The sequence below is a fragment of the Leptolyngbya sp. FACHB-541 genome (assembly GCF_014695875.1).
Lineage (GTDB): Bacteria > Cyanobacteriota > Cyanobacteriia > Elainellales > Elainellaceae > JAAUTN01.
In genome coordinates this window covers 1-20,881 of the sequence record NZ_JACJPC010000146.1, presented here as the reverse complement: position 1 = coordinate 20,881, position 20,881 = coordinate 1, and the positions used below count along the sequence as shown (strand labels likewise).

Genomic DNA, 20,881 nt, shown 5'->3' with positions numbered 1-20,881 from the left:
TTTTACTTCTCTCATTTCTAACTCACGGGGAAGTGCAGTATCGTAATGTTTTGAAGAATGGTGGGTGGGGCACTCTGTGCCCCACCCACCATTCCTATACAGGACTACCATTCACGGTACTCACATTTGCTGCCATCGTTGTTTTTACATGGTCTGCTAACCGCACGGCAAGCGCAACAATGGTGAGCGTGGGGTTAGCATAACCGCCCCCCGTAGGAAAGACAGAACTACCTGCAACAAATAAGTTCGCAACGCCGTGAACCTGACAGTTTTCATCGACCACGCCCTGCTTGGGGTCGGGGTGCATTCGGGTGGTGCCAATGTGGTGATGGGTGCTGCCAAAGCGAGGAAGTCCGCCTTCGATTTCATCGCGGGGTTGAAATTCGCCTAGCCCAGATTGAGCAAATTCTTGAACCAAAATCTGCTGAACTCGTTTGATCGTTTCCAGGTCAATGTCACTCCAACGCCAGGTGAGGCAGACTTTGCGGCGACCGAGGCGATCGCACTCATCCGTCAGTGTTACGCGATTTTCAGGGTTAGGAGCCTGCTCTGCCTGAGCAATTACCTCAAACGCTTTGAGGTTGCGAATGTCTGCCGGACGACGCGACCAGCCACCCATACGGGGGCTGTAGATAAACTCCAGCTTTTTAGCTCGACGGTAAGCATAGTTAACGATGTCATCTAGCTCAGACACAACGTTCTTTACATGCTTCCAAATCTCTTTGGGCAACTGTTTGCGCTTGACAGCAGACAGTAGATTTCTCCAGGAGTTGACTGCTCTGGATTCGTAGCCGCTGGGTCTGGGCACTAGCATGAGGCAAATGTTGAGCAGCTTTTCTTGACGTAAGACTTCTTCGCTCAGAGTCAACTTGCCCATGATTGGCGTGCTTTTGACTCGATGCAGGTCATACAAGGCGGTTGTGTTGAACAATTTGCGATCGGCGGGGATGAATACGCCAAATCGAAAGCCAGGATGATCCATAAAGAATCTACCAACCAGGTCATTCTGATTGCCTAGCCCATTCTTCTGAACTTTGTCTGAAAGCAACAACAGTCGAGCATTTTCAAAACCGCCAGTTGCCAACACCACGATTCTGGCTTTGACGCGAAACTCTTTGCCGTCTAAGGTAGCAACGCGCAAGCCCGTTGCCGCAGTGGCAGTTTCATTGGTCTCAACTTCCAAGACATTGGCGTTGAGGTAGGTGGTGACGTTGCTTGCGTGATTCAGCTCTTCTCGATACTCGTGGGTGAAAACGGCGCGAGGTCCAAACTGAAAGACGCTGGATTGAATGCGATCGCCCTGAAACGAAAGCCGTTTTGCCTGCTCAGTTTCCCAGGCAGCGGCTTCGTAGGTATCTGGGCCAATTTTGCAGATCGCGTTAGCTTTTTGGTAGTAGGGGGCAAGGTCAGCCTTGCGAAATGGCCAGCCGCTATAAGGAATCCAGTCTCGCTGCTCAAAATCAATGTCGTCTGGCGTGACGTGCCGAACGTGAGCCTGATTTTCGTCACGATCGATCTGAATGCACCAGTAGTTGGCAGAGCCGCCAAACTGCCGACAGCGTCCTACATGCAGTTCGTCAGCGGGATAGCGCTGCGGAGAAACTGTCTTGCCTTCGCAGAGTGCTTGAGTATCAGGATCGAAGTCCAGCCCACCGCTTTCTAGCAAACAAACTTGAAAATCTTGCCCAGCCAGTTCTCGTGCTAGCGTGACTCCCGCAGGACCAGCTCCGACGATGCAAACGTCTGTTTCAACAACTTGATCAGCAGGTAAAGTGCGTGAATCAATTAGCATAATGAGTAGATTAACTGGCTATTTCAGACAACAGATTCCACAGAATTTTCTGTAATTCCCTGCAAATATACGTCGCTTTACTTTAACCTGGGGAGCGAAGCTGCGACCTTTTACTGAATCTTCAAGTTGTCGTGCTTTATTTGAGGAGAAACTCTTACGCAAAAACACGTTTGGTAGTTTTCAACAGGCAGCGATTGTGAGTGGTGTAGACGTTAACCATACGACTCACAATCGCTGCCTCAATTCCTACGTCCTAAGCGACAATCGAAATTTGGTTGACATTCAGTGATGGATTACCGGCGAAGGTGGCGATCGCCACTGCTGCCCCGCTACCTGTACCATCCTGGTCAAACCTCAGCACACCGTTGTTATAGAGGAAGTTGGCGCTGCTGCCAACAGGTGTATTTCCCTGAACTAGAACTCCTCTAGCGGCAGCAGTGCCGCCGCTCAATGCAACACCTGCTGCCAGTCCACCGCCAAAGCCAGAAGCCGAAATCTGCAGGATATCGCCCGTGCCAAAGTCGGTAATGGTGTCACCTCCCTCGTTTGCGCTTCGGAAAACAAAAGTGTCACCGCCGCCGCCCCCAGTCAGGCGATCGCGTCCCCTTCCGCCTTCAATCACATTTACGCCAGAGTTACCCGTCAAGCTATCTGCAAAGGCTGTACCGACAAGATTTTCGACGCTATTGAGGGTGTCTTGACCGTTGAATAGTACGCCCTGTTTGGCGATCGCGTCATACCACTTACCGCCCATCTTGTCGTAGCCAGCCGCACTAGGATGCAGTCCATCTGGGATGAGGTCTTCCAACGTGAGACTACCCCCCACGTTTACATAGGAGACCCGCTTTCCTTCAGCAGCCTTATCGCTAACCAGACCAGGCAAAAGTCGGTTAAAATCGCTGGCTCTTTGGACACGGTTTTCCCCGTGCACCTCTCCATTAATTGGAGCAATAGAGCTAACTAATAAATGAGCATTGGGTAAGCGCTCAGCAAACTCATCGATCAAAGCTTTAATATCGGCGGACATTTGCGCCACCGTATCGTTAGTGGCATCATTGGTTCCCATCATGATCATCACAATGTTAGGGTTGTAACCCTCTAGGAATCCAGGATCATTCACCAAGTCAATCATCTGGTTGATTGTCCAACCACCATGTCCCTCATGATCCTGATCGAATGAGCCACTGGGACCATTGCTTTGAGAACCTACGAAGTCAATACCAATGCCATCGGCCGCCAGCTGATTAAACAGCTCAATGCGGTACGTTCCAGGTCTTGGCTGTTGCCTATGTTGACCTGCGGTGATGGAGTCTCCTACAGGCATAACTTTGGGCAAGGCTAACCCACCATAGGCAAGCTTTGACACTTTGCCTGTGCTGAGATTGGCAACAATTCCTTTAGAAAATTGAGCGTAGTCAGCAGTGTCGTTACCTTCTCCACCGTTCAACGTGTCGCTGCCTGAACTGCCAAACAAAACGTCATTCTCCGCAGTGCCATTGGAGGTGGTGCTGCCCGGAGGAGTTGAGGCAGAAAGGTTAACTTGAAAAGTTCCGACGGTTCTGGCGACGACTGCATTACTGCGATTGTCTTTGACCTGGTTAGCCTGAACGGTGATCGTATAGCTGCCGTTGTCAGTTGGGTTCCAGGTGCCACCGGGCGCATCAATGCGATAGGTTACGGTACGCGGAGTGCCATTGGTGCCAGGTTCCACTTGAATGAAGGTAGCAAGCTGGTCAAATCCATCGGGCCCAGTCACGCGAACATCATTGGAATCAAGACTAGACAAGTCAATTGCAGCATTGTCTGCATACGTGACTTGAATGTAGGCTGAGCCGCTATCCAGAACAATTGATGGCGCTTCAAACGATTGAACGGTAGGGGCCGGATCGGCTGGAGTCGGAGGATTTGCAACCCTGGCTCGAAAGTAGCCTAGGTTGCCTCTTTTCACCAGGTTGCCGCTGGTGTCCTTGACCCTGCTTCTGTACATGGACAGTCGGTAAATGCCGTTGTCTGTTGGGTTCCAGGTGCCACCCGCAGCTCTGAGGCGATAGGTGACGACCGCAGCTCTATCATTACTGCCAAACCTTGTGCTAACCAGCGTAGCAAGCTGCCTATAACCGTTTGGACCAGTCACTAAAATATCTCTTCCCACCACGCTAGAGCGGTTAATTCGTATGTTGTCGCGGTAAGTAACGGTAAAGGTATGCGTTCGACTACCAAACTGACTCACGTTGGCAGTCCGAAGCGTCGCTGTGGGAGACAGCAAATCTCTTGTAGCTCTCCTGATCAAACGAGGTTGGTCAGAACCCGATTGAGCTTGATTGTGGAATGCCATAATCTTTCAGATCTATTTGTAGTGTTTAGCTTTAGCAGTTTGCACAACTTGATTTACAACCACCGTCTAGAGCCAAAAATGGCTTTGCTGGCGCTCAAGCGTAAATTATTGGACTACCCCCTTGTAAGCCGGACTGATTGAGATGCTTAAGTCCAATGCCTTTTAACAAAGCAATTTCAGGGTTCGTACAGGCAAAACAAATCACGGCTCAAATTCTTTTCACTCAGCCAAATGCCAAAAAATTTAGGGGTTGGAAAGGCTGATAAGTAGAGTCTCTTAATTGAACCAAGTACAGAAAAACTGGGGAGTGATCTAGGGGTTACTCCCCGGTTTTTCTATCTAGTTTCTAATTATGTCCATCTGCTTACGTATCGGCTAACGAAGACAGTGGAGTATACAAGAGTTAGAAGTGTGCATGAATGCACTTAATCCTCATGTTCTATCTGTCACACCCTAGCTAATTCTGCAACGTGGCGCTATGGGTAAAGCATGACTTTACTTAGTCTTTAAGTAGATTTTGGGTTAAGCCTCAAAGTTATGAAACTTCAGTGAAGCAGTAGAATTGCTGATTTTACTTGATTAGAGTGAAATCAACGCAAAAAGCTTGAGAGTTTCCATTCATCCACCCAAATTTGCTACGGTTTCTACTAACAACTCCCCCCATGCAAATCCGAAAAGTACGTATACCTTTCATGTAGTTTTCACACAAGAAATTGGTTTGTTCACCACGACTTTACAGCTTGGACCTAAACTTCCTGCTAACCTCACTTTAGATTCTTGTTGCATCAGTCGTCGCCATAGCAAATGCTTTAGATAGTTCAACTGCTTAGCGATCGCACCATGTTTAGTGTTTCCCCTGTCTCTGCTGTTCACTGTCCGCTTCTGATTTTCTGGGTTTTCCCGATTCCAGTTTTGCTGTTTCAAAATTTCCCTGACTCGGCTGAGTTTATTCATCTAAGAAATTGACCCCTATCAAGCTGCGAGGTAATCGTATGAAAGCAGTGATATTGGCCGGAGGACTTGGCACTCGTTTGAGCGAAGAAACCTCAATTAAACCGAAGCCGATGGTTGAAATTGGTGGTCAGCCAGTTCTTTGGCACATCATGAAAAGCTATTCTGCTTATGGCATTAACGATTTTATTATTTGCTGTGGCTACAAAGGTTATGTAATTAAGGAGTATTTTGCTAATTACTTCTTACGTATGTCAGATGTAACGTTTGATATGCGGTTTAACCAGATGAACGTTCACAACGGCAACGCTGAACCCTGGAGAGTCACGCTTGTAGATACGGGCGAATCCACCATGACGGGTGGACGGTTGAGGCGCGTTCGTGAACACATCGGGAATGAGGCATTTTGCTTTACCTATGGCGACGGTGTCAGCAATATCAACATTGGAGAACTGATTGAGTTCCACAAATCTGAAAAGACCCTGGCAACGTTGACCGCAACTCAGCCACCTGGACGATTTGGAGCAATTTCTCTAGGACAAGAGCAAACCAAAATCACTAGTTTTCATGAAAAGCCCGGTGGTGATGGAGCCTGGATTAACGGAGGCTACTTCGTTTTAGAACCCGACGTAATTGACTACATTGCCGATGATTCAACCGTCTGGGAACAAGAACCGCTGCAAAAACTAGCTCATGATGAGCAGCTATCTGCCTTCAAACACAGTGGTTTTTGGCAACCGATGGACACGCTCAAAGACAAAAATTACCTGGAAGGGCTGTGGAAGAGCGGCAGTGCGCCCTGGAAAGTTTGGTAATGCAATCAATAAGGTGATAGGGGCACATACCCATGTATGATTTTGCGATTGTCGGTGGTGGAATTGTTGGACTATCTACAGGAATGGAACTGGGTCAGCGTTATCCTGATGCCCGCATTCTTGTTTTGGAGAAGGAAAACCGTTGGGCGTTTCACCAAACGGGCAACAATAGCGGTGTGATTCACTCTGGCATTTATTACAAACCGGGAAGCTTTAAGGCGAAGTTTTGCCGGGATGGTTGCCAGTCAATGGTGGCATTCTGTCAGGAACACGGCATCGATTACGAAGTTTGCGGCAAGGTGATCGTGGCAACGGAAGAGCGAGAGCTACCGATGCTGGAAACTCTCTATAACCGGGGTTTGGAGAACGGCATTCAGGTCGCCAAAATCACCGCTGAAGAGGTGAAAGAAATTGAACCTCATGTGAGTTGTCTGGCTGGAGTTCGAGTGTTTTCCACTGGGATCGCCAACTACAAACAGGTGTGCCAAAAGTATGCTGATTTAATTCAGCAACAAGGTGGCGATTTGCGTCTCAACACAAAAGTGTTGAAGATTGTAGATACACCAAAAGGTCAGGTAATTGAGACAAATCAAGGCTCTTTTGAGGCACGGTTTGTAATTAACTGTGCGGGATTGCATAGCGATCGCATTGCCAAACTCAACCAGGTCGATCCGCAAGCCAAAATCGTTCCCTTTCGAGGCGAATACTACGAACTCACTCCTGAGAAGCGGTATCTCGTCAAGACACTGATTTACCCTGTTCCGAATCCTGCATTTCCCTTCCTAGGCGTTCATTTCACCAAGATGATTGACGGTAGTGTCCATGCTGGACCTAACGCCGTGCTGAGCCTCAAACGTGAAGGCTACAAAAAGACTGATTTTGACCTGCGTGACTTTACCGAAGTCATGACTTATCCTGGCTTCTGGAAGCTAGCTGCAAAGCACGCTGACGAAGGCATTCAGGAAATCATTCGTTCCTTTAGCAAAGCTGCTTTCGTTCGCAGCTTACAACGACTAATTCCAGAGGTGCAATCTGAAGACTTGGTTCCCACCCATGCCGGAGTTCGGGCCCAAGCGTTGATGAATGATGGCAAGCTGGTTGATGACTTTCTCATTGTCAAAGGCGAGCATTCCATTCACGTTTGCAATGCCCCGTCTCCTGCTGCAACATCCTCCCTTGAGATTGGCAAAGCAGTTGCCGCACAAATCCCTACTCCCCAACATTTACAACCCACCCTGAGTGTCTAGGAAAAATTATGCAAGTACTGGTTACTGGAACAGAAGGCTATCTCGGTTCACTCCTTGCTCCCTTGTTAATGGAGCGAGGACATGATGTGACGGGGGTAGATACTGGCTATTACAAAGTTGGCTGGCTCTACAACGGCACTGATTTGACTGCCAAAACTCTCAACAAGGACATCCGTCATATTGAGCTAGAAGACCTAGCAGAAATCGATGCGATCGTTCACATGGCAGAACTGTCGAACGACCCCACCGGACAGCTTTCCCCCACCATCACTTACGACATCAACCATAAAGGCTCAGTTCGTCTAGCAGAACTGGCAAAGCAGGCGGGAGTACGGAGATTTGTCTATATGTCCTCATGCAGCGTTTACGGCGTTGCGACTGAGGGCGATGTAACAGAAGAAACTCCAGTTAATCCCCAAACTGCTTACGCTGAGTGCAAAACCTTTGTTGAGCGCGATGTCACCAAGATGGCGGATGACAACTTCTCCCCCACCTTCATGCGAAATGCGACCGCCTTTGGTGCGTCGCCTCGGATGCGGTTTGACATTGTGTTGAACAACCTGGCGGGGTTGGCGTGGACGACCAAAGAGATCAGAATGACCAGTGATGGAACGCCCTGGCGTCCTCTGGTTCACGCTTTGGATATTGCAAAGTCAATTATTTGCGCCCTGGAAGCACCCCGTGATATTGTCCACAATCAAATCTTCAACGTGGGCGATACCGCAAATAACTATCAGGTAAAAGAGATCGCGGAAATTATTGCTGATATTTTCACGGGTTGTCAACTCAGCTTTGGCGACAATGGAGCAGATAACCGCAGCTACCGGGTTTCCTTTGAGAAGATCAACACTCAACTACCTGGCTTTAAGTGTGAATGGGATGCTCGACGCGGTGCCCAACAGTTGTTTGACCTATTTAGTCAGATTGACATGGACAAAGACGTGTTTCAATCGAGAGGGTTTACTCGTTTGAAGCAACTGGAATACCTAATTCGCACTCAGCAAATTGACAAAGATTTCTTCTGGAGCAAGTAATGTTATTTACCGAAACGAAGCTCAAAGGCGCTTTTATCCTAGATTTGGAGCTGCGCGAAGACCCTCGCGGTTTCTTTGCTCGTACTTTCTGCATGAAAGAGTTTGAAGCGCATGGCTTAAAGCCGACAGTGGCGCAGTGCAACCTGTCTTACAACCATAAGGCAGGCACGTTGCGAGGAATGCACTATCAAGTTGCTCCTGCGACTGAAACCAAGCTGATCCGCTGTACTCGTGGCGCAATCTACGATGTGATCATTGATATGCGTCCTGAGTCACCCACATACAAACAGCATATTGGTGTGGAGCTAAGTGAAGATAACCGACGGGCGCTCTATGTTCCCGATATGTTCGCTCACGGCTATCAAGCACTCACGGATGGTGCAGAAGTCGTATATCAAGTTGGTGAGTTTTACACTCCAGGCTATGAGCGTGGTTTGCGCTACAATGACCCTGCTTTTGGGATTGAGTGGCCGATGCCCGTAAGCGTTATTTCAGACAAAGATGCTGCTTGGGCACTATTTGATGAAGCTGTTTCTGTAGGAGTTTAGCCATGATTATTGTTGATAATGCTCTGAAAGCTCGTGCAGAAGCAGGGAATCCGATCAGAGTTGGGATGATCGGGGCAGGCTTTATGGGTCGCGGTATCGCTAACCAGATTGCTAACTCGGTCCCCGGCATGGAACTGGTTGCCATCTTTAACCGCAGTACTGATGGCGCAAGGCGGGCGTATACCGAGGCAGGTATTGAGGATGTTCGAGTCGTCAAGACAGTTGCGGAGCTAGAGGAAGCGATCGCCCAAAACAAATACTCCATCACCGATGATGCTAAACTGCTCTGTCAGGCTGAGGGCATTGACGCGATTGTTGAAGTAACCGGCACAATTGAGTTTGGCGCAGAAGTGGTGCTGGAGGCGATCGCCCACCACAAGCACGTCATCTTAATGAACGCCGAACTCGACGGCACCATTGGCGCTATTCTCAAAGTCTACGCCGATCGCGCTGGTGTAATTCTGTCTGCCTGTGATGGTGATCAGCCCGGTGTGCAGATGAACCTGTACCGCTTTGTCAAGAGCATTGGCGTAACCCCGCTGCTCTGCGGCAACATCAAAGGCTTGCAAGATCCTTACCGTAACCCTACTACTCAAGAGGGGTTCGCCAAGAAGTGGGGACAAAAAGCGCACATGGTGACTAGTTTTGCTGATGGCTCTAAGATCTCCTTTGAACAGGCGATCGTTGCTAACGCCACGGGCATGAAGGTTGCTCAGCGTGGCATGTTGGGCTACGACTTCCAAGGTCATGTGGATGAAATGACCGGAATGTATGACGTAGACCAGCTTAAAGAGCTTGGTGGTATTGTGGATTACGTGGTGGGTGCCAAGCCTGGACCGGGTGTCTTCGTCTTCGGCACTCACGATGACCCCAAACAACAACACTACCTCAACCTCTACAAACTCGGCGAAGGCCCGCTCTACAGCTTCTATACCCCCTATCACCTCTGTCACTTTGAGGTACCCCTGTCGGTCGCTCGTGTGGTTCTCTTTGGGGATGCAGTGATGGCTCCGTTGGGTGCGCCCCAAGTTGAAGTAGTCACCACTGCCAAGATTGACTTAAAAGCAGGAGAAACCCTAGACGGCATTGGTTTTTACATGACTTACGGACAGTGTGAAAATGCTGATGTGACTCAGGCACAAAACCTGTTGCCGATGGGCTTAGCTGAGGGCTGCCGCCTCAAGCGAGATGTGCCTAAAGATCGGGTACTCACTTACGATGATGTGGAGTTACCGGAAGGTCGGCTCTGTGACAAACTGCGGGCTGAGCAAAACGCCTACTTTGGCGTAGCAAAACCAATGGCAGCAGTCGGTTAAGGGCGATCGCCCATTCTCCCTATCTCACTCACTTATAGGGTGCAGTTTCCTGCACCCTTTATCTTTGTTGACTAGATGAATTGCTCATTTTTGCGGCGGTTTTTAGTTTTTTAAAGTGGTGCAATAAAGTGACCTTTACAGAAGTGATTGCTCCCTACCGCTGCTGTAACCGCTGCAACCCGAAAATCTCTGACGGATACTTTTTTACTCTCCAAAATCCTCTCCGTGGGGGTTTCCCTGCCTAGACTGCTGTTCCTGATAAAAACGAGCATAATCTTTAGGTCTTGATTTTTGCTTGCGTAATCCAACCGGGCTGAATAGTCTAAGTAAACATTTGATGAAGGTTTGCATGTGCTTTTGAACCTCAATTGAAGATGTAGCAAATGTAAAGACATGTAACAAAGTAAACCTGCTTGTTGCCTCAGCGGTTGAGTTTAGTATCTTTTAATACAATTTCCTCGGAAGCACTCTTACTCCATTCAACAGACTTACGGAGATGCCCTTAACCCTCAAAATGACGGCGACCCTAGACTAGCGGATAATTTCAACGGTCAAATCAAGCCGCACCCAGTTTTCTATTTGGCCTGCTCCTGCGTTAGTCCTAAGAAACCTGCCAATTGTTCAAGATCTCAATTGAACTGATGTGTTGGGAACAAATTAAGCTGTCGAGCTATCTATCAGTAATTATGGTAGTTCGTATCGTTTTTATCTTGGTCGCTTACGTATATTGTCGTAAGCTTTAAAGAAGACGCATCTTTGTATACTGAGGATAAAGCCAGTAGACTTCTCGGGAAACGGCGAAACGAAATAGGGTTAAATTCACACTGACAGAAGTTTTCAGTTCTTGAAGTTAGAGCAATATCTTAAGCTTGCCGCGTTACTACTACAAAGAGCCTTTAGCTCACTAGCGTGAGGAGCGAGTTCAGAGCCTGAATTAGCCTGAACTACTAAACAGAACTAATTAGGCAAATCGCTGATTTTTGTTGCAGTTTTCAGTTTCTCTAAAGTGGTTGGAATAAAGCTAATTCTGTGGCAGAGATCGCTCACCACCGCCCTATTCAACCGCTGCAAAGCCAAAATTTTAGTTGGTAATATTGCCTCTGAGATTTCTCATTCAGCGCTTCATCGGGAAACAATTCACAGCGATAGACTTTACAAATGTTTTGGACACGGGCATAGTAATTCACAGCGTAGGCTTCATTTCCAAAGACTTTGGTTTGATAAAACGCTAACCGCTCCGGTGCCCAGTGTTGCTTCAAAAACTTCTCGACGCTCTCGACAGGAATGCGATACCAGTGCTGTTCACAGGCGCTCTTCATATCCTGCACGTTATTGAGGATTGCAACCAGCACCTCACCCCGTCGTGTTGTCATGTTTTGCTGTGAATCAAATTCTTGAATCAACGTCTGACTTATGGGCAGGTTGGCAGGGCAACCTACAGCTAGAGTTTGCCCAGCGTGAGGGTACTACTCAACTCAGTCGTGCCTTTGCTCAAGCCCCGCTCAAAGTGCAGCGACCGTTCTACCCAGAAGGTTCTGAGGTTTGCCATAGCGTAATTTTGCATACGGCTGGCGGCATTGTGGGGAGCGATCGCCTCTCTCTCAATGTTTCCCTGCATCCCCAAGCCCATGCACTAATCACAACTGCATCCGCTGCCAAGGTGTATCGGAGTAAGGGTGTGGAAGCAAAACAATCGACTCACCTTAAAGTTGCTGCTGGAGCCTGCCTGGAATGGCTGCCCCAGGAAACAATTGTGTTTGATGGCGCAAACTATCGTCAGAATTTGCGAGTTGACTTAGCCGAAGATTCGCTATGGCTGGGCTGGGAAATGACTCGACTGGGACGCAGTGCCAGAGGTGAAAAGTTTGCTAGTGGCGAATGGCGATCGCACACCGAAGTCTGGCAAAATAACCAACTCCTGTGGGTAGACCCCCAATGGCTACAGGGAGGCTCTGAAATGCTGACTAGCCTGCACGGGTTAAACAATTATCCGGTGGTTGCTAGCTTTGCTTTGGTAGGGCGATCGCTCCCCAATGAAGTGATAGAAAAAGCTCGACAGCTTTGGGCGGAACGGAAAGTAGGGAAGGGCGATCGCCCAGGTGAGGCTGGCGTGACTCGTTTGATGTCAGGGATGCTCTGCCGTTATCGTGGTTGCTCAAGCCTGGAAGCTCGACGCTGGTTTACGGAAGTGTGGCATCTGATGCGGCTCGCTTGCTTGAATCGCCCCAGTTGCAACTCAAGGGTTTGGCCATCATGAACTTTGGTCATTGAGGAAACCCTCTTGAACTAAAAACTCTTGGGCAACCTCAGCAGGTTCACGCCCATTTCCATCTACCTCATTGTTTAACCGACGCATGGTTTCATCCGTAAGTTTGGGAGCCAGAGCATTGAGGGCATCCTGAATTTCTGGATTTGCGTCTAGCGCTGCCTGCCGCACCACAGGAGCAACCTGATAGGGCGGGAATAAGCCTTTATCATCTTCCAGGACAACCAGATTGTAAGCGCTGATTTGTCCATCGGTTCCAAATGCCTCGACTACATCTGCCTCGCCTCTGACCAGTGCTTCATATCTCAGCCCTGCGTCCACTGGAATCAATTGCTTAAAGTCAAATTCTCCATACACCCGTTTCAATCCTGGCAAACCGTCTTCCCGCTCTTGAAACTCAGGCGTTGTCACAATCGTAAGCTGCTCAGCTTGACCGACCAGATCAGAAATCGTGCGAATGCCATACTGCTCGGCTTTCTCCTGAGTCATGGCAAGAGCTTGGGTGTTGTTCATGGGAGCTGGGTCTAGCCAGACTAAATCAAACTGTTCCTTGTATTCCGATGAAACGGTGTCAAAGACCTGCTGGCGATCGCTATTCACAGGCAACTTCAAAACGGTCAGCAGCGCAGTACCCGTATATTCAGGGTAAAGGTCAATCTCGTCGTTGATGATCGCGGACTGGGCTACGGGCGTACCACCCAAATTGAATTTTCGTTCTACTTGAAGACCGCTGTCTTCTAGCACCAACGCATACATTTCACCCAGAATGAATTCCTCTGTAAAATCTTTAGACCCCACTCGCACAGGAGCAGCAATATTATCCCCAGTTCCACCAGAATTACAAGCTACCGCGATCGCCGTCGTCAGGACAACGATGAGAAGAAATGTCAACAAACGACGGACTATTTTCATAGAATGGCCCTCATGCACCAATTACCCATAAATTACTACAAGACTAAAGCATGTTTTAGAGCAGGTTGAAAGGGTTGGGCTGTTACATATACTTCGCGAACTGAAAATCAACTTCTAAAATAGACCGTAGAGCAATCTCAGGAATGGGTGATCAATTAGGAACGAGTCATGATCAAAGTAATAGGTTCTCAGATTTATCAATATGTCAAATTGATTGTAGTGTGTTGGATGGCGATCGCCACCGTCATTGTGCTAACAACTGCAAGTGCAGAGGCCGCTTCAACGCCTGATGTGATGTCTGAAGCTATGCCCGAAATTGTGGTCTATCGCGATCCATCCTGTAGCTGCTGTGGAGGATGGATGGAACATTTGGAGACTCAAGGTTTTCAGGCTACCAATACGCCTACGCCCGAAGTTGATGCTCTCAAACAGCAATACGGAATTCCAGATGACTTAACCTCTTGCCATACTGCAATCATTGATGGATATGTAGTCGAAGGACACGTCCCGGCTGAAGACATTAAACGACTGCTAGCGGAACGTCCCAATGTTGTAGGGATTGCTGTTCCAGGAATGCCAGTCGGAACACCAGGTATGGAATCTGGAGATGAGCGAGAATCTTTCAGCGTGTTTTCGTTTGACGAGCAAGGAAACACAGAAGTTTTTAATCATTACTCATTTTAAGCATCGGACTTTTTGACAAAAAAGGTGAGGGTTTTACCCTCACCTTTTTTGTCTCAATTTAAATCGCTGACTTCATGCGCTGTTTAGAAACTGTCTTACACAGCACTCTGCACGTTTACCTTAAAGGCAAAGTCATTGAAGTCCTGATCGCCTCCGCCCAACTTATCCTCAAAGACAAGGGTATTGTCGTTGAGCAGTTTGACGTGATCCTTCTTGTCAGGGTTGGCTACTCCAAAGGCAAAGAAAGCATTGAGCGGTTCACTGTTTTCCAAGTTGCTGGGGTTCTGGCTGAGGAACTCATCTGCCGTGCCGTTGGAGATAATGTATGGTGCCAAAAGCGCACCCGTTTCTAAGGAAGTTGCAAGTTCTCCTGTAGCTCGGTCGAGTTCTACATCCGTTAGCCGTTGTTTGAGTGCTGCCTCTGCGTAACCTGATTCTCCTGGGCGGATCAACTGGTCAGTGTCTGAATCAAGCACTGCCCCTGATTCATCTACCACAACGTATAGCCCAACTGAGTTGCTGTAGGCTGCGTTGCTAGTAACCTCATCAAATGTTGCTGCAACTTCTGAGTTCAATTCACCGTCGCCATTGAGATCAATGTTACGCAAATCAATTAGTTTGGTTTGCGTAAATAGACTAGGCTCAGGCTCAACAGGGGATGGAGTTTCAGGCGATGGGGTTTCAGGGGATGGAGTTTCAGGCAAGGGCTGACTGGGCGACGGAGTCGTCGGCAACGGAGTTTCTGGCAATGGGTCTTCGGTGACTGTAACTTTGACCGTTCCAGAGACACTTTCGCCATTCCGACTTAACCGATAGGTAAAACTATCTTCGCCTGTGGCATCAGCTTCAGGGGTGTACCGGATGAAGTCATCTGTTAGGTTGTTGAGCGTACCGTTGTTGTCAAGTGTGACATTCCCCTTAGTGGGGCGATCGCCAATGGAAAGGGTAAAGTCACCTGCTACCTGGTCGTTGGCAAGCACCTCAACTCTGACTTCGGTGTTCGCCTTCGTCGTAATGGTATCTGCTTCAGCAACAAGAGGGTCAGGCGTGCTCGTATCGGGAGGAGTAGGAGAACCACTGTCCGGTGGTGTAGTGTCTGGTGGTGTAGGAGAACCACTGTCTGGGGGTGTGGGAGTCTCACCGCCATTATTAGGAGGCGTAGGAGTGCCACTGTCTGGTGGTGTAGTGTCTGGTGGTGTGGGAGGCTCACTAGGAAGGGAAGGCTCCTCTCTGGGGGGAATTGTCGTTTGAGTTTTTACCTCATAGGCTCCAACGTCTGGTCTGCTGTCCCGTGTAACTCCTCTCTGATCAGTTGTAGTTGCACCGTTGGTCGTGCCTGAATTGATAGCTGGGCTATCCTGCAAAAGCTGACGCACATAGTCATTACCGACCTTTAACAAGTCACCCAGATTCACATCATCTACATAACGACTGTTTTGCGTGACTTTGGGTCCTCTGCCATCCACAATGGTTTCAACAATGTTGCCACCGCCATCGCGCAGGGTGAAATTGGAGTGCCCTTGTTTGGTCGATTGTGCAACGTTCCCTGCCAAGAGGGTGTTAGTCAAGGTGACATCGTCACTGTTGCTACCGCCCGTCCAGATTGCGCCGGCATCCCGTCCAGCGAAGTTGTCAGCGATGGTGGAGTTGGTGATTTTGACAGGTTTTCCGTCCCAAGTATTGATGAACATTCCACCACCTGCATCCTCCAAGGCTTTATTGCCAGAAATGGTGGAGTTGGTGATGGTGACAGCAGAGGTATTGTTGTTCACCCACAATCCACCACCTTGGACTGGAGAGGTGTTATTCGCAATGGTCGTGTCGACGATCGTGAGTTTACTGCCAGCAAACTCGATTCCACCGCCGCGTCCGAGGTTGTTTGAACCACCTCTAGTGACGGAGTTGCCCAAAATGCTGCTGTCTTTGACAATTACTTCGTCTCCGGTGTAAGTCCACAGGTACAGCGCTCCTCCCCCTGCTGTGGCTTTGTTGCCCTCAAATTGGCTGGACTCAATCAGGATCTTGCCACCCACAGTATCTCGTTCGTCGCCATTGGCACCATCGGTGAAGAGGGCTCCTCCTTCGCGAGTACTGGTGTTGTTCTTGAAAACTGAGTTCTTGATGGTAACAGGTCCGAGCAGATTGTAAACAGCTCCACCGTTCACCCCCCTGTTGTTGGTGAAGGTGCTGTTTTCAATCACGAGTTTGCCTGTGCCTGCCGCTCCGCCTGCACCGTAGGTGGCGATCGCCCCAGCGCTAAAGCCATCGTTTGAGAGGGTGCCGTCGTTACTATCAAAAGTGCTGCCTCGCACTGTCAATCCGCCGCCGTAACCGACGCGAATTGCACCACCACGACTCGCCTTGTTGTTGGTAAATTTACTGTTTTCTACAGTCAATGTGCTGTAGTCACGCACCTGAATTGCGCCACCTTCACCCGCACTTCCTACACCTATGGTTTTTCCACTGGTGAAATTCAAATTCTTGATATTGACATTTAGAAATTTCTCGACAACGAGGATACGGGTGGAGTTATTACCACTAACGGTTAAGTTAGGCGCTTCTGAACCATCAATGGAGATTCCCTTGTTAACTGTAAGCTGTCCGCCGGTTAGCGTAATTTTTTGGTTAGCAAGGTTGGATGAAAACTTGACAGTGTCTCCCGACTGGGCATTGGCAATTGCTTCTCTCAGTGAACCAGTTCCGCTGTCTGCGGTGGTTGTAACCGTGATAATAGCCATGAATTATCCTTTGAGTGAACGTCAGTCGGCAGAGCACCCAAGCTATCTTCTTAGACATTTCGTACAACAATAAAGTTCCCTTAAAGGCAGCAATTCTCACACTTCAGGTAGAAGAAAATTAGATAAAGGCGAACTAGAAGCCTTTCCGTTGTTCAAGCCTCGGATTCATTGATCTCCGGATTTCATTAATTTGAGCGATGCGAGCTACTTTACAATCATCACTTACAAAAACGCAATTTCCTGTATCTTTACCAGAAATTCTAATCAGTCGTTAAAGAAAAACCGTTGTCCTTTGAGTGACTTTTGAAAAGTACAGAACTCATGCAGACATAATGCAAAACTGATATCGATTTAACCAGGCTTCGCGACACATCAACTTCTGTAAGGGCTCATTGCGATGAGTCCTTACCCGCATCTGCAACCTCTAAGAATCAAGTTGGTATGACACAAACTCCACGTTATCTCGGGCATAAGCCGTGGATGACGTGAACGAATGCGTAAGTCCTTCAAGAGTAAATATTTATCGTTTTGCAGTCGTTTCTTTAGGCTGAGCGGGCTACTTCCGCTGCGTCATCATCGTCGGTTTTTGTGAAGTTCACTACGAATGACTTATCAACCTGCGTCCCTTTAGCGTCGGTGCGGCGCAAGGTAATTGCATGATCAACATCGGATTCAATTTGAACTAGGGCAGAGTCGTAAATTCTCAACTCATTTCCTTTCAATAGAAAATATCCTTCAGCGTTATCAAGCAGCGCGTAAGTGTAGGAATTGTTAGTTTCAGGGTCTTCATCAGGCAAAGTGGCAATTAGAGTGCTGGGGGCTTCGGCTTGATTTGAACTTTGCTTTTGGGATTGAATAAACCCGGGCGGTGGGGGAGGGGGGGCGATCGCCTTATTTCGTCTACGCTCTGACGGCTGACCGCCTAGTGGATGCGGCAAGTCACTAAATAGCCCTCTAACTGGCTCAACGACCCCTCCATCTGCCCAAACCGGGGTTAGTTCCTGGTTGGATAGCCTGGGACTCTCATAAGCCAGCTTTTCCAACAAGGAAAAAATGGGAGGGTTGCTCATCCTGCTAGGAGGGTTTGAGTCTGTTTGAAGGTTTTCAGTCTCTTGTGAAGGGCTGTCTCCCTCCCTTGAAAAGTAAAGAGGGGAGTCATGCTGGCTCACCAAATTCTGCTTTTCTTGCTTAGAAGAATTAGAAATCGCGGCACCAAATCCATCGGAATCATCTGAACTCTGCCCATAGTCTAAAGCAGAGGCAAACTCACCCATTGTGGTTTGTGGTCCAAACGTGGGAAGCTGAATGTCTTGCGGTTCAGTATCGTCAGTGCCCCATGTAAGACCCAATTTACTGATGATGTTGTCTTTGAAGATAAATACCATTCCTCCAATGTAAAAAATTGCCCAAGCACCTATCCAGAAGTAGAAGGGGATACCGCTGGGTGAGGTATCAAAGACAAATTCGGGAGATTGTTGGGATTCGCGATCGGCAGATGACTGCTCTAAGTCAGCGTCTTCTACTTGATCCGTATCTTCTGTGGGTGGAATCTGACCTTCTCCGGCGGTAGAGGCATTGGCTGCCGTTTCTCCTGCTGTGCTTGCAGTCTCTGTGCGCTCTGATTCTGCCGTTTGAGCTGCTCGATCGGGTGATGGAGATTCTGTTGTTGCAGGGGCTGAGCCTGATGCGTCGCCTGAACCCAGTCTCGCCGTTAGTCGGTTAGGCTGCGTTGAAGGAGTGGTAGAGGCTGCTGAAACCTGCAACCTACCCCAAGTGACCGGGCCGGCTATGCCATCGACCGTTAACCCTTCTGCTTGTTGAAATTCGGTGACAGCCGCCAAGGTTAGTTGACCGTAGATGCCATCTATGGCACCCGTGTAGTGTCCGAGCTGCTGCAATCTTTCCTGGAGCCGACTTACGGCTTCACCCCGACTACTCAACCTCAATGAACCAGGTAACTCAACGGAAGTCGAGTTAGCTGAAGAGGACTGGTTAGACTGAGGAGCATTCGTTGCGGTTGGTGGTTTTGTAAAGGTCTCAGGCAGGATGAAGGGTTCAGGAGGCGCGATTGCTCCCTCAGTCACAACAGTTTGAGCGGTAGTTTGAACTGCAGCTACAGGCTGAGAAGCAGTAGTTATAAAAGCCGGAATCACCTCTGGGGCACTAACAGAATGAGTGCAATCGATCGCACTCTCTAACCGCCCGGATCGCTGCGGCTGAACAGAAGCCTCAACCGTAGAGCAGTCCAACATAGCCGGATGGGCAAAACTGTCAGGGCTGTCAGCGCAAGTAACACAAGTCAGCAGCAGCAAAATTGATGGGTCAGACATAGGAGGGGGTGCCGTTCGGCTATTGCACGGTTAGCTGAAACGATGTGGCTTCAACAGCGTTAAGTGAACGGTAGTCCCCTGAAGCGAGTTAGCAGTTTGCTAGCTCTGTCCTGTCAACTATAGCAAGTTAGTAGCGATCGCATTTCTTTTTAGGATGCCTTGCCCAACAGCAGTCAGTATAGCCCAACACATCCCTTTTGTCGTATAACAGAATTTCCTTACTCCTCATCCCGCGTCTCCCAAATCGGCAATTTTGGTCGCCAACGGTACTCGTTCAGATTAACTTTACCTTCAGAGCTAAACAGGATGCCTTCTTGCTCCAAGAGCGATCGCTGCAAATAGTCTGTTCCGTAGCGTAGAGGTGACTCTGACACCTCACCTTTTGCATTAATCACTCGATGCCAGGGAACATCTGATAGCTGCATATCTACTCGATAGAGTGCATAGCCAACTAACCGTGCCTGTCCAGGTAGATCTGCCAAATCTGCTATTTGCCCATACGTAGCTACCCGCCCTTTGGGAATGAGACGGACTACTTCATAAATCACGTCATAGCTCGTTTTTGTCTTAGCCATTCAAACACTGGTTCCCAAACAAGGGTAGAAATGCTCTGAATTCAAGAATATGTCTGAAAAGGAGCAAATGCCTCTATCAGGGTATAACGTCCAGCAAATATCCCCTGGAATCCAATCAGAATTATTGCTCAAATGCCTCCCCTCAGACCCTTCTAGACTACAGATTGGACTCTTCAAAGCTCCTCCAAATCTATGCAGATATTAACCAATATCAAACGACCAGTAGCCCAAATATATTGAGCTCGACTTTAACGGCTAGCTATAAGATTAACAACCGCTGCATTTAGCAGCATTACAAGCTTTCAGAATGTTTGGAGTGATCTCGTTTGGGGTGAGATTTAGTGCTGCTTTTGACGAAAAGTGTATGTTCTTGGGAAAAAACTCAAAAATACCGATATAAAAGACTAAAAAGCGATCGCTTTAAGAGTACTTGTGCCATACAATTGCAAATAAGAGGATTTCAACCTTCACACATGCGCTTCTGTAGAAAACAGGTGTCGAATGGGTTGAGACCATCCATTCTTTACCTAGCGTTGATGTTCAACATTTGAATAAAAGGAATTCCCTACTGTGCAAGACTCTCAACCTTCCAGCAAAGCATCTGACCCGATTCTTTCCAAATTGATTGAGGCCGATTCTGAACTCACACAGCAAGAAGCTGAACTACTCGCTCGGCTAGAAACAATTCAGGAAAAAAGGAAGGGACTGAAAACAGTCATCGGCATGTTTTCGCTGGGGGGGGCATCGACTTCTGATTTGTTGCAACAGCTAGGTGAGACTCTGCCTAACAGCAAAACTAACGGTACTGCTTCCAAAATCTCAAGTGAAGCGCCAACCAATGGAACAGTGGCGATCGCAGAAAGCAAAACAGAGATTCCACCTGCTGAAAACACCTCTCAAACACCTAAAAAATCTAGGGGTAAAACACCTCGAAAAACTACCTCTGCTGCCAAAGAGTCTGCTCCCAAAAGAAAGGGTGAAAGAGCTAGCAAGGTGACGAAACCAGCCCGTAGGTCATTAGGCTGGCAGCAATACATCCGAGATGAGTTTGGGAAGAGTTCCCTTGCCGAAGCAATTCCTCAAGTGCTAGGACGTAAGCCGGGCGGGGTACTTGAAACTGGTGAAATCATTGATGCTATCTTTGTCGTTGATATTCCTAAGGAAGCCCGGAGTACAGTTCGTGAGCGGGTTTCAAACATCCTTTCTGCTGGCTTAAAGGTCAACAAATGGTATCGCGGCAAGACAGGTTGCTATAGCCTCTCAAAATCAGCCGCCGAAGCTAGTCTTACCTCATAGTTGAGAGTATTCAGATTTTTGTGTAAGTGCGGGCATTCTGAG

16 protein-coding genes are annotated in these 20,881 nt (G+C 48.4%); 8 read left to right on the top strand and 8 right to left on the bottom strand.

Annotated features, from left to right (window positions below; genetic code table 11):
• Positions 1-94: 94 nt before the first annotated feature.
• From H6G00_RS32095 to H6G00_RS32085, 3 genes are all read right to left on the bottom strand, one after another.
• Positions 95-1,792 (bottom strand): GMC family oxidoreductase, encoded by a 1,698-nt coding sequence (locus tag H6G00_RS32095; protein ID WP_190799844.1) that lies wholly within the window; start codon positions 1,790-1,792, stop codon positions 95-97.
• Positions 1,793-2,045: 253 nt separating this feature from the next.
• Positions 2,046-4,127: a GDSL-type esterase/lipase family protein gene (locus H6G00_RS36390; protein ID WP_190799843.1), complete on the bottom strand. Its 2,082-nt coding sequence runs from the start codon at positions 4,125-4,127 to the stop codon at positions 2,046-2,048.
• Between the two features lie 690 nt (positions 4,128-4,817).
• Entirely contained in the window at positions 4,818-5,081 is a 264-nt protein-coding gene (locus tag H6G00_RS32085; protein ID WP_190799842.1) for a hypothetical protein, read from the bottom strand.
• Positions 5,082-5,119: 38 nt separating this feature from the next.
• On the opposite strand from H6G00_RS32085, the gene rfbF reads away from it, so the two are divergent.
• The 5 genes from rfbF to H6G00_RS32060 are packed head-to-tail and all read left to right on the top strand — an operon-like array spanning position 5,120 to position 10,038.
• Positions 5,120-5,893 carry a glucose-1-phosphate cytidylyltransferase gene (gene rfbF, locus H6G00_RS32080; protein ID WP_190642581.1) on the top strand — a complete coding sequence of 258 codons (774 nt, stop codon included), beginning with the start codon at positions 5,120-5,122 and terminating at the stop codon, positions 5,891-5,893.
• 32 nt (positions 5,894-5,925) lie between these two features.
• Entirely contained in the window at positions 5,926-7,140 is a 1,215-nt protein-coding gene (gene lhgO / locus H6G00_RS32075) for an L-2-hydroxyglutarate oxidase (protein WP_190799841.1), read from the top strand.
• Positions 7,141-7,148: 8 nt separating this feature from the next.
• Positions 7,149-8,174: an SDR family oxidoreductase gene (locus H6G00_RS32070; RefSeq protein WP_190799840.1), complete on the top strand. Its 1,026-nt coding sequence runs from the start codon at positions 7,149-7,151 to the stop codon at positions 8,172-8,174.
• The gene (gene rfbC, locus H6G00_RS32065; protein WP_190799839.1) at positions 8,174-8,722 is read left to right on the top strand and encodes a dTDP-4-dehydrorhamnose 3,5-epimerase; all 549 of its coding nucleotides are present in this window, start codon (positions 8,174-8,176) and stop codon (positions 8,720-8,722) included. The genes H6G00_RS32070 and rfbC overlap by 1 nt, the downstream gene beginning before the upstream one ends.
• Positions 8,723-8,724: 2 nt before the next feature.
• Entirely contained in the window at positions 8,725-10,038 is a 1,314-nt protein-coding gene (locus H6G00_RS32060) for a Gfo/Idh/MocA family oxidoreductase (RefSeq protein ID WP_190799838.1), read from the top strand.
• Positions 10,039-11,096: 1,058 nt separating this feature from the next.
• On the opposite strand, the gene H6G00_RS32055 is transcribed toward H6G00_RS32060, so the two are convergent.
• Entirely contained in the window at positions 11,097-11,411 is a 315-nt protein-coding gene (locus H6G00_RS32055) for a hypothetical protein (RefSeq protein WP_190799837.1), read from the bottom strand.
• Positions 11,412-11,419: 8 nt separating this feature from the next.
• Here H6G00_RS32055 and H6G00_RS32050 point away from each other — a divergent pair, with 8 nt between their 5' ends.
• A complete protein-coding gene (locus H6G00_RS32050; protein WP_190799836.1) occupies positions 11,420-12,295 on the top strand; it encodes an urease accessory protein UreD in 876 nt (291 codons plus the stop codon).
• Here H6G00_RS32050 and H6G00_RS32045 read toward each other — a convergent pair.
• Complete coding sequence (locus H6G00_RS32045; RefSeq protein ID WP_190799835.1) at positions 12,290-13,216, bottom strand: glycine betaine ABC transporter substrate-binding protein; 927 nt, start codon at positions 13,214-13,216, stop codon at positions 12,290-12,292. The genes H6G00_RS32050 and H6G00_RS32045 overlap by 6 nt on opposite strands.
• 168 nt (positions 13,217-13,384) lie before the next feature.
• Here H6G00_RS32045 and H6G00_RS32040 point away from each other — a divergent pair, with 168 nt between their 5' ends.
• Positions 13,385-13,900 carry a DUF411 domain-containing protein gene (locus H6G00_RS32040; protein ID WP_190799834.1) on the top strand — a complete coding sequence of 172 codons (516 nt, stop codon included), beginning with the start codon at positions 13,385-13,387 and terminating at the stop codon, positions 13,898-13,900.
• Between the two features lie 95 nt (positions 13,901-13,995).
• Here the strand turns inward: H6G00_RS32040 and H6G00_RS32035 are convergent, their stop codons facing one another.
• The 3 genes from H6G00_RS32035 to H6G00_RS32025 all read right to left on the bottom strand — a co-directional run bounded on the left by H6G00_RS32035 (position 13,996) and on the right by H6G00_RS32025 (position 19,543).
• A complete protein-coding gene (locus tag H6G00_RS32035) occupies positions 13,996-16,638 on the bottom strand; it encodes a DUF4114 domain-containing protein (protein WP_190799833.1) in 2,643 nt (880 codons plus the stop codon).
• Positions 16,639-17,180: 542 nt separating this feature from the next.
• Entirely contained in the window at positions 17,181-18,968 is a 1,788-nt protein-coding gene (locus H6G00_RS32030) for a peptidoglycan-binding domain-containing protein (RefSeq protein ID WP_190799832.1), read from the bottom strand.
• 218 nt (positions 18,969-19,186) lie between these two features.
• Positions 19,187-19,543 (bottom strand): MGMT family protein, encoded by a 357-nt coding sequence (locus tag H6G00_RS32025; protein ID WP_190799831.1) that lies wholly within the window; start codon positions 19,541-19,543, stop codon positions 19,187-19,189.
• A gap of 570 nt (positions 19,544-20,113) precedes the next feature.
• Between H6G00_RS32025 and H6G00_RS32020 the strand changes: the two genes are divergently transcribed.
• On the top strand, positions 20,114-20,839 hold the full coding sequence (locus tag H6G00_RS32020) for a hypothetical protein (RefSeq protein ID WP_190799830.1): 726 nt from the start codon (positions 20,114-20,116) through the stop codon (positions 20,837-20,839).
• Positions 20,840-20,881 lie beyond the last annotated feature (42 nt).

What these genes read in the sequence shown, in the direction of transcription:
- H6G00_RS32095 (WP_190799844.1), bottom strand. Translation starts at nt 1,792, where the DNA reads ATGCTAATTGATTCACGCACTTTACCTGCTGATCAAGTTGTTGAAACA.
- H6G00_RS36390 (WP_190799843.1), bottom strand. Translation starts at nt 4,127, where the DNA reads ATGGCATTCCACAATCAAGCTCAATCGGGTTCTGACCAACCTCGTTTG.
- H6G00_RS32085 (WP_190799842.1), bottom strand. Translation starts at nt 5,081, where the DNA reads ATGAATAAACTCAGCCGAGTCAGGGAAATTTTGAAACAGCAAAACTGG.
- rfbF (WP_190642581.1), top strand. Translation starts at nt 5,120, where the DNA reads ATGAAAGCAGTGATATTGGCCGGAGGACTTGGCACTCGTTTGAGCGAA.
- lhgO (WP_190799841.1), top strand. Translation starts at nt 5,926, where the DNA reads ATGTATGATTTTGCGATTGTCGGTGGTGGAATTGTTGGACTATCTACA.
- H6G00_RS32070 (WP_190799840.1), top strand. Translation starts at nt 7,149, where the DNA reads ATGCAAGTACTGGTTACTGGAACAGAAGGCTATCTCGGTTCACTCCTT.
- rfbC (WP_190799839.1), top strand. Translation starts at nt 8,174, where the DNA reads ATGTTATTTACCGAAACGAAGCTCAAAGGCGCTTTTATCCTAGATTTG.
- H6G00_RS32060 (WP_190799838.1), top strand. Translation starts at nt 8,725, where the DNA reads ATGATTATTGTTGATAATGCTCTGAAAGCTCGTGCAGAAGCAGGGAAT.
- H6G00_RS32055 (WP_190799837.1), bottom strand. Translation starts at nt 11,411, where the DNA reads ATGACAACACGACGGGGTGAGGTGCTGGTTGCAATCCTCAATAACGTG.
- H6G00_RS32045 (WP_190799835.1), bottom strand. Translation starts at nt 13,216, where the DNA reads ATGAAAATAGTCCGTCGTTTGTTGACATTTCTTCTCATCGTTGTCCTG.
- H6G00_RS32040 (WP_190799834.1), top strand. Translation starts at nt 13,385, where the DNA reads ATGATCAAAGTAATAGGTTCTCAGATTTATCAATATGTCAAATTGATT.
- H6G00_RS32035 (WP_190799833.1), bottom strand. Translation starts at nt 16,638, where the DNA reads ATGGCTATTATCACGGTTACAACCACCGCAGACAGCGGAACTGGTTCA.
- H6G00_RS32030 (WP_190799832.1), bottom strand. Translation starts at nt 18,968, where the DNA reads ATGTCTGACCCATCAATTTTGCTGCTGCTGACTTGTGTTACTTGCGCT.
- H6G00_RS32025 (WP_190799831.1), bottom strand. Translation starts at nt 19,543, where the DNA reads ATGGCTAAGACAAAAACGAGCTATGACGTGATTTATGAAGTAGTCCGT.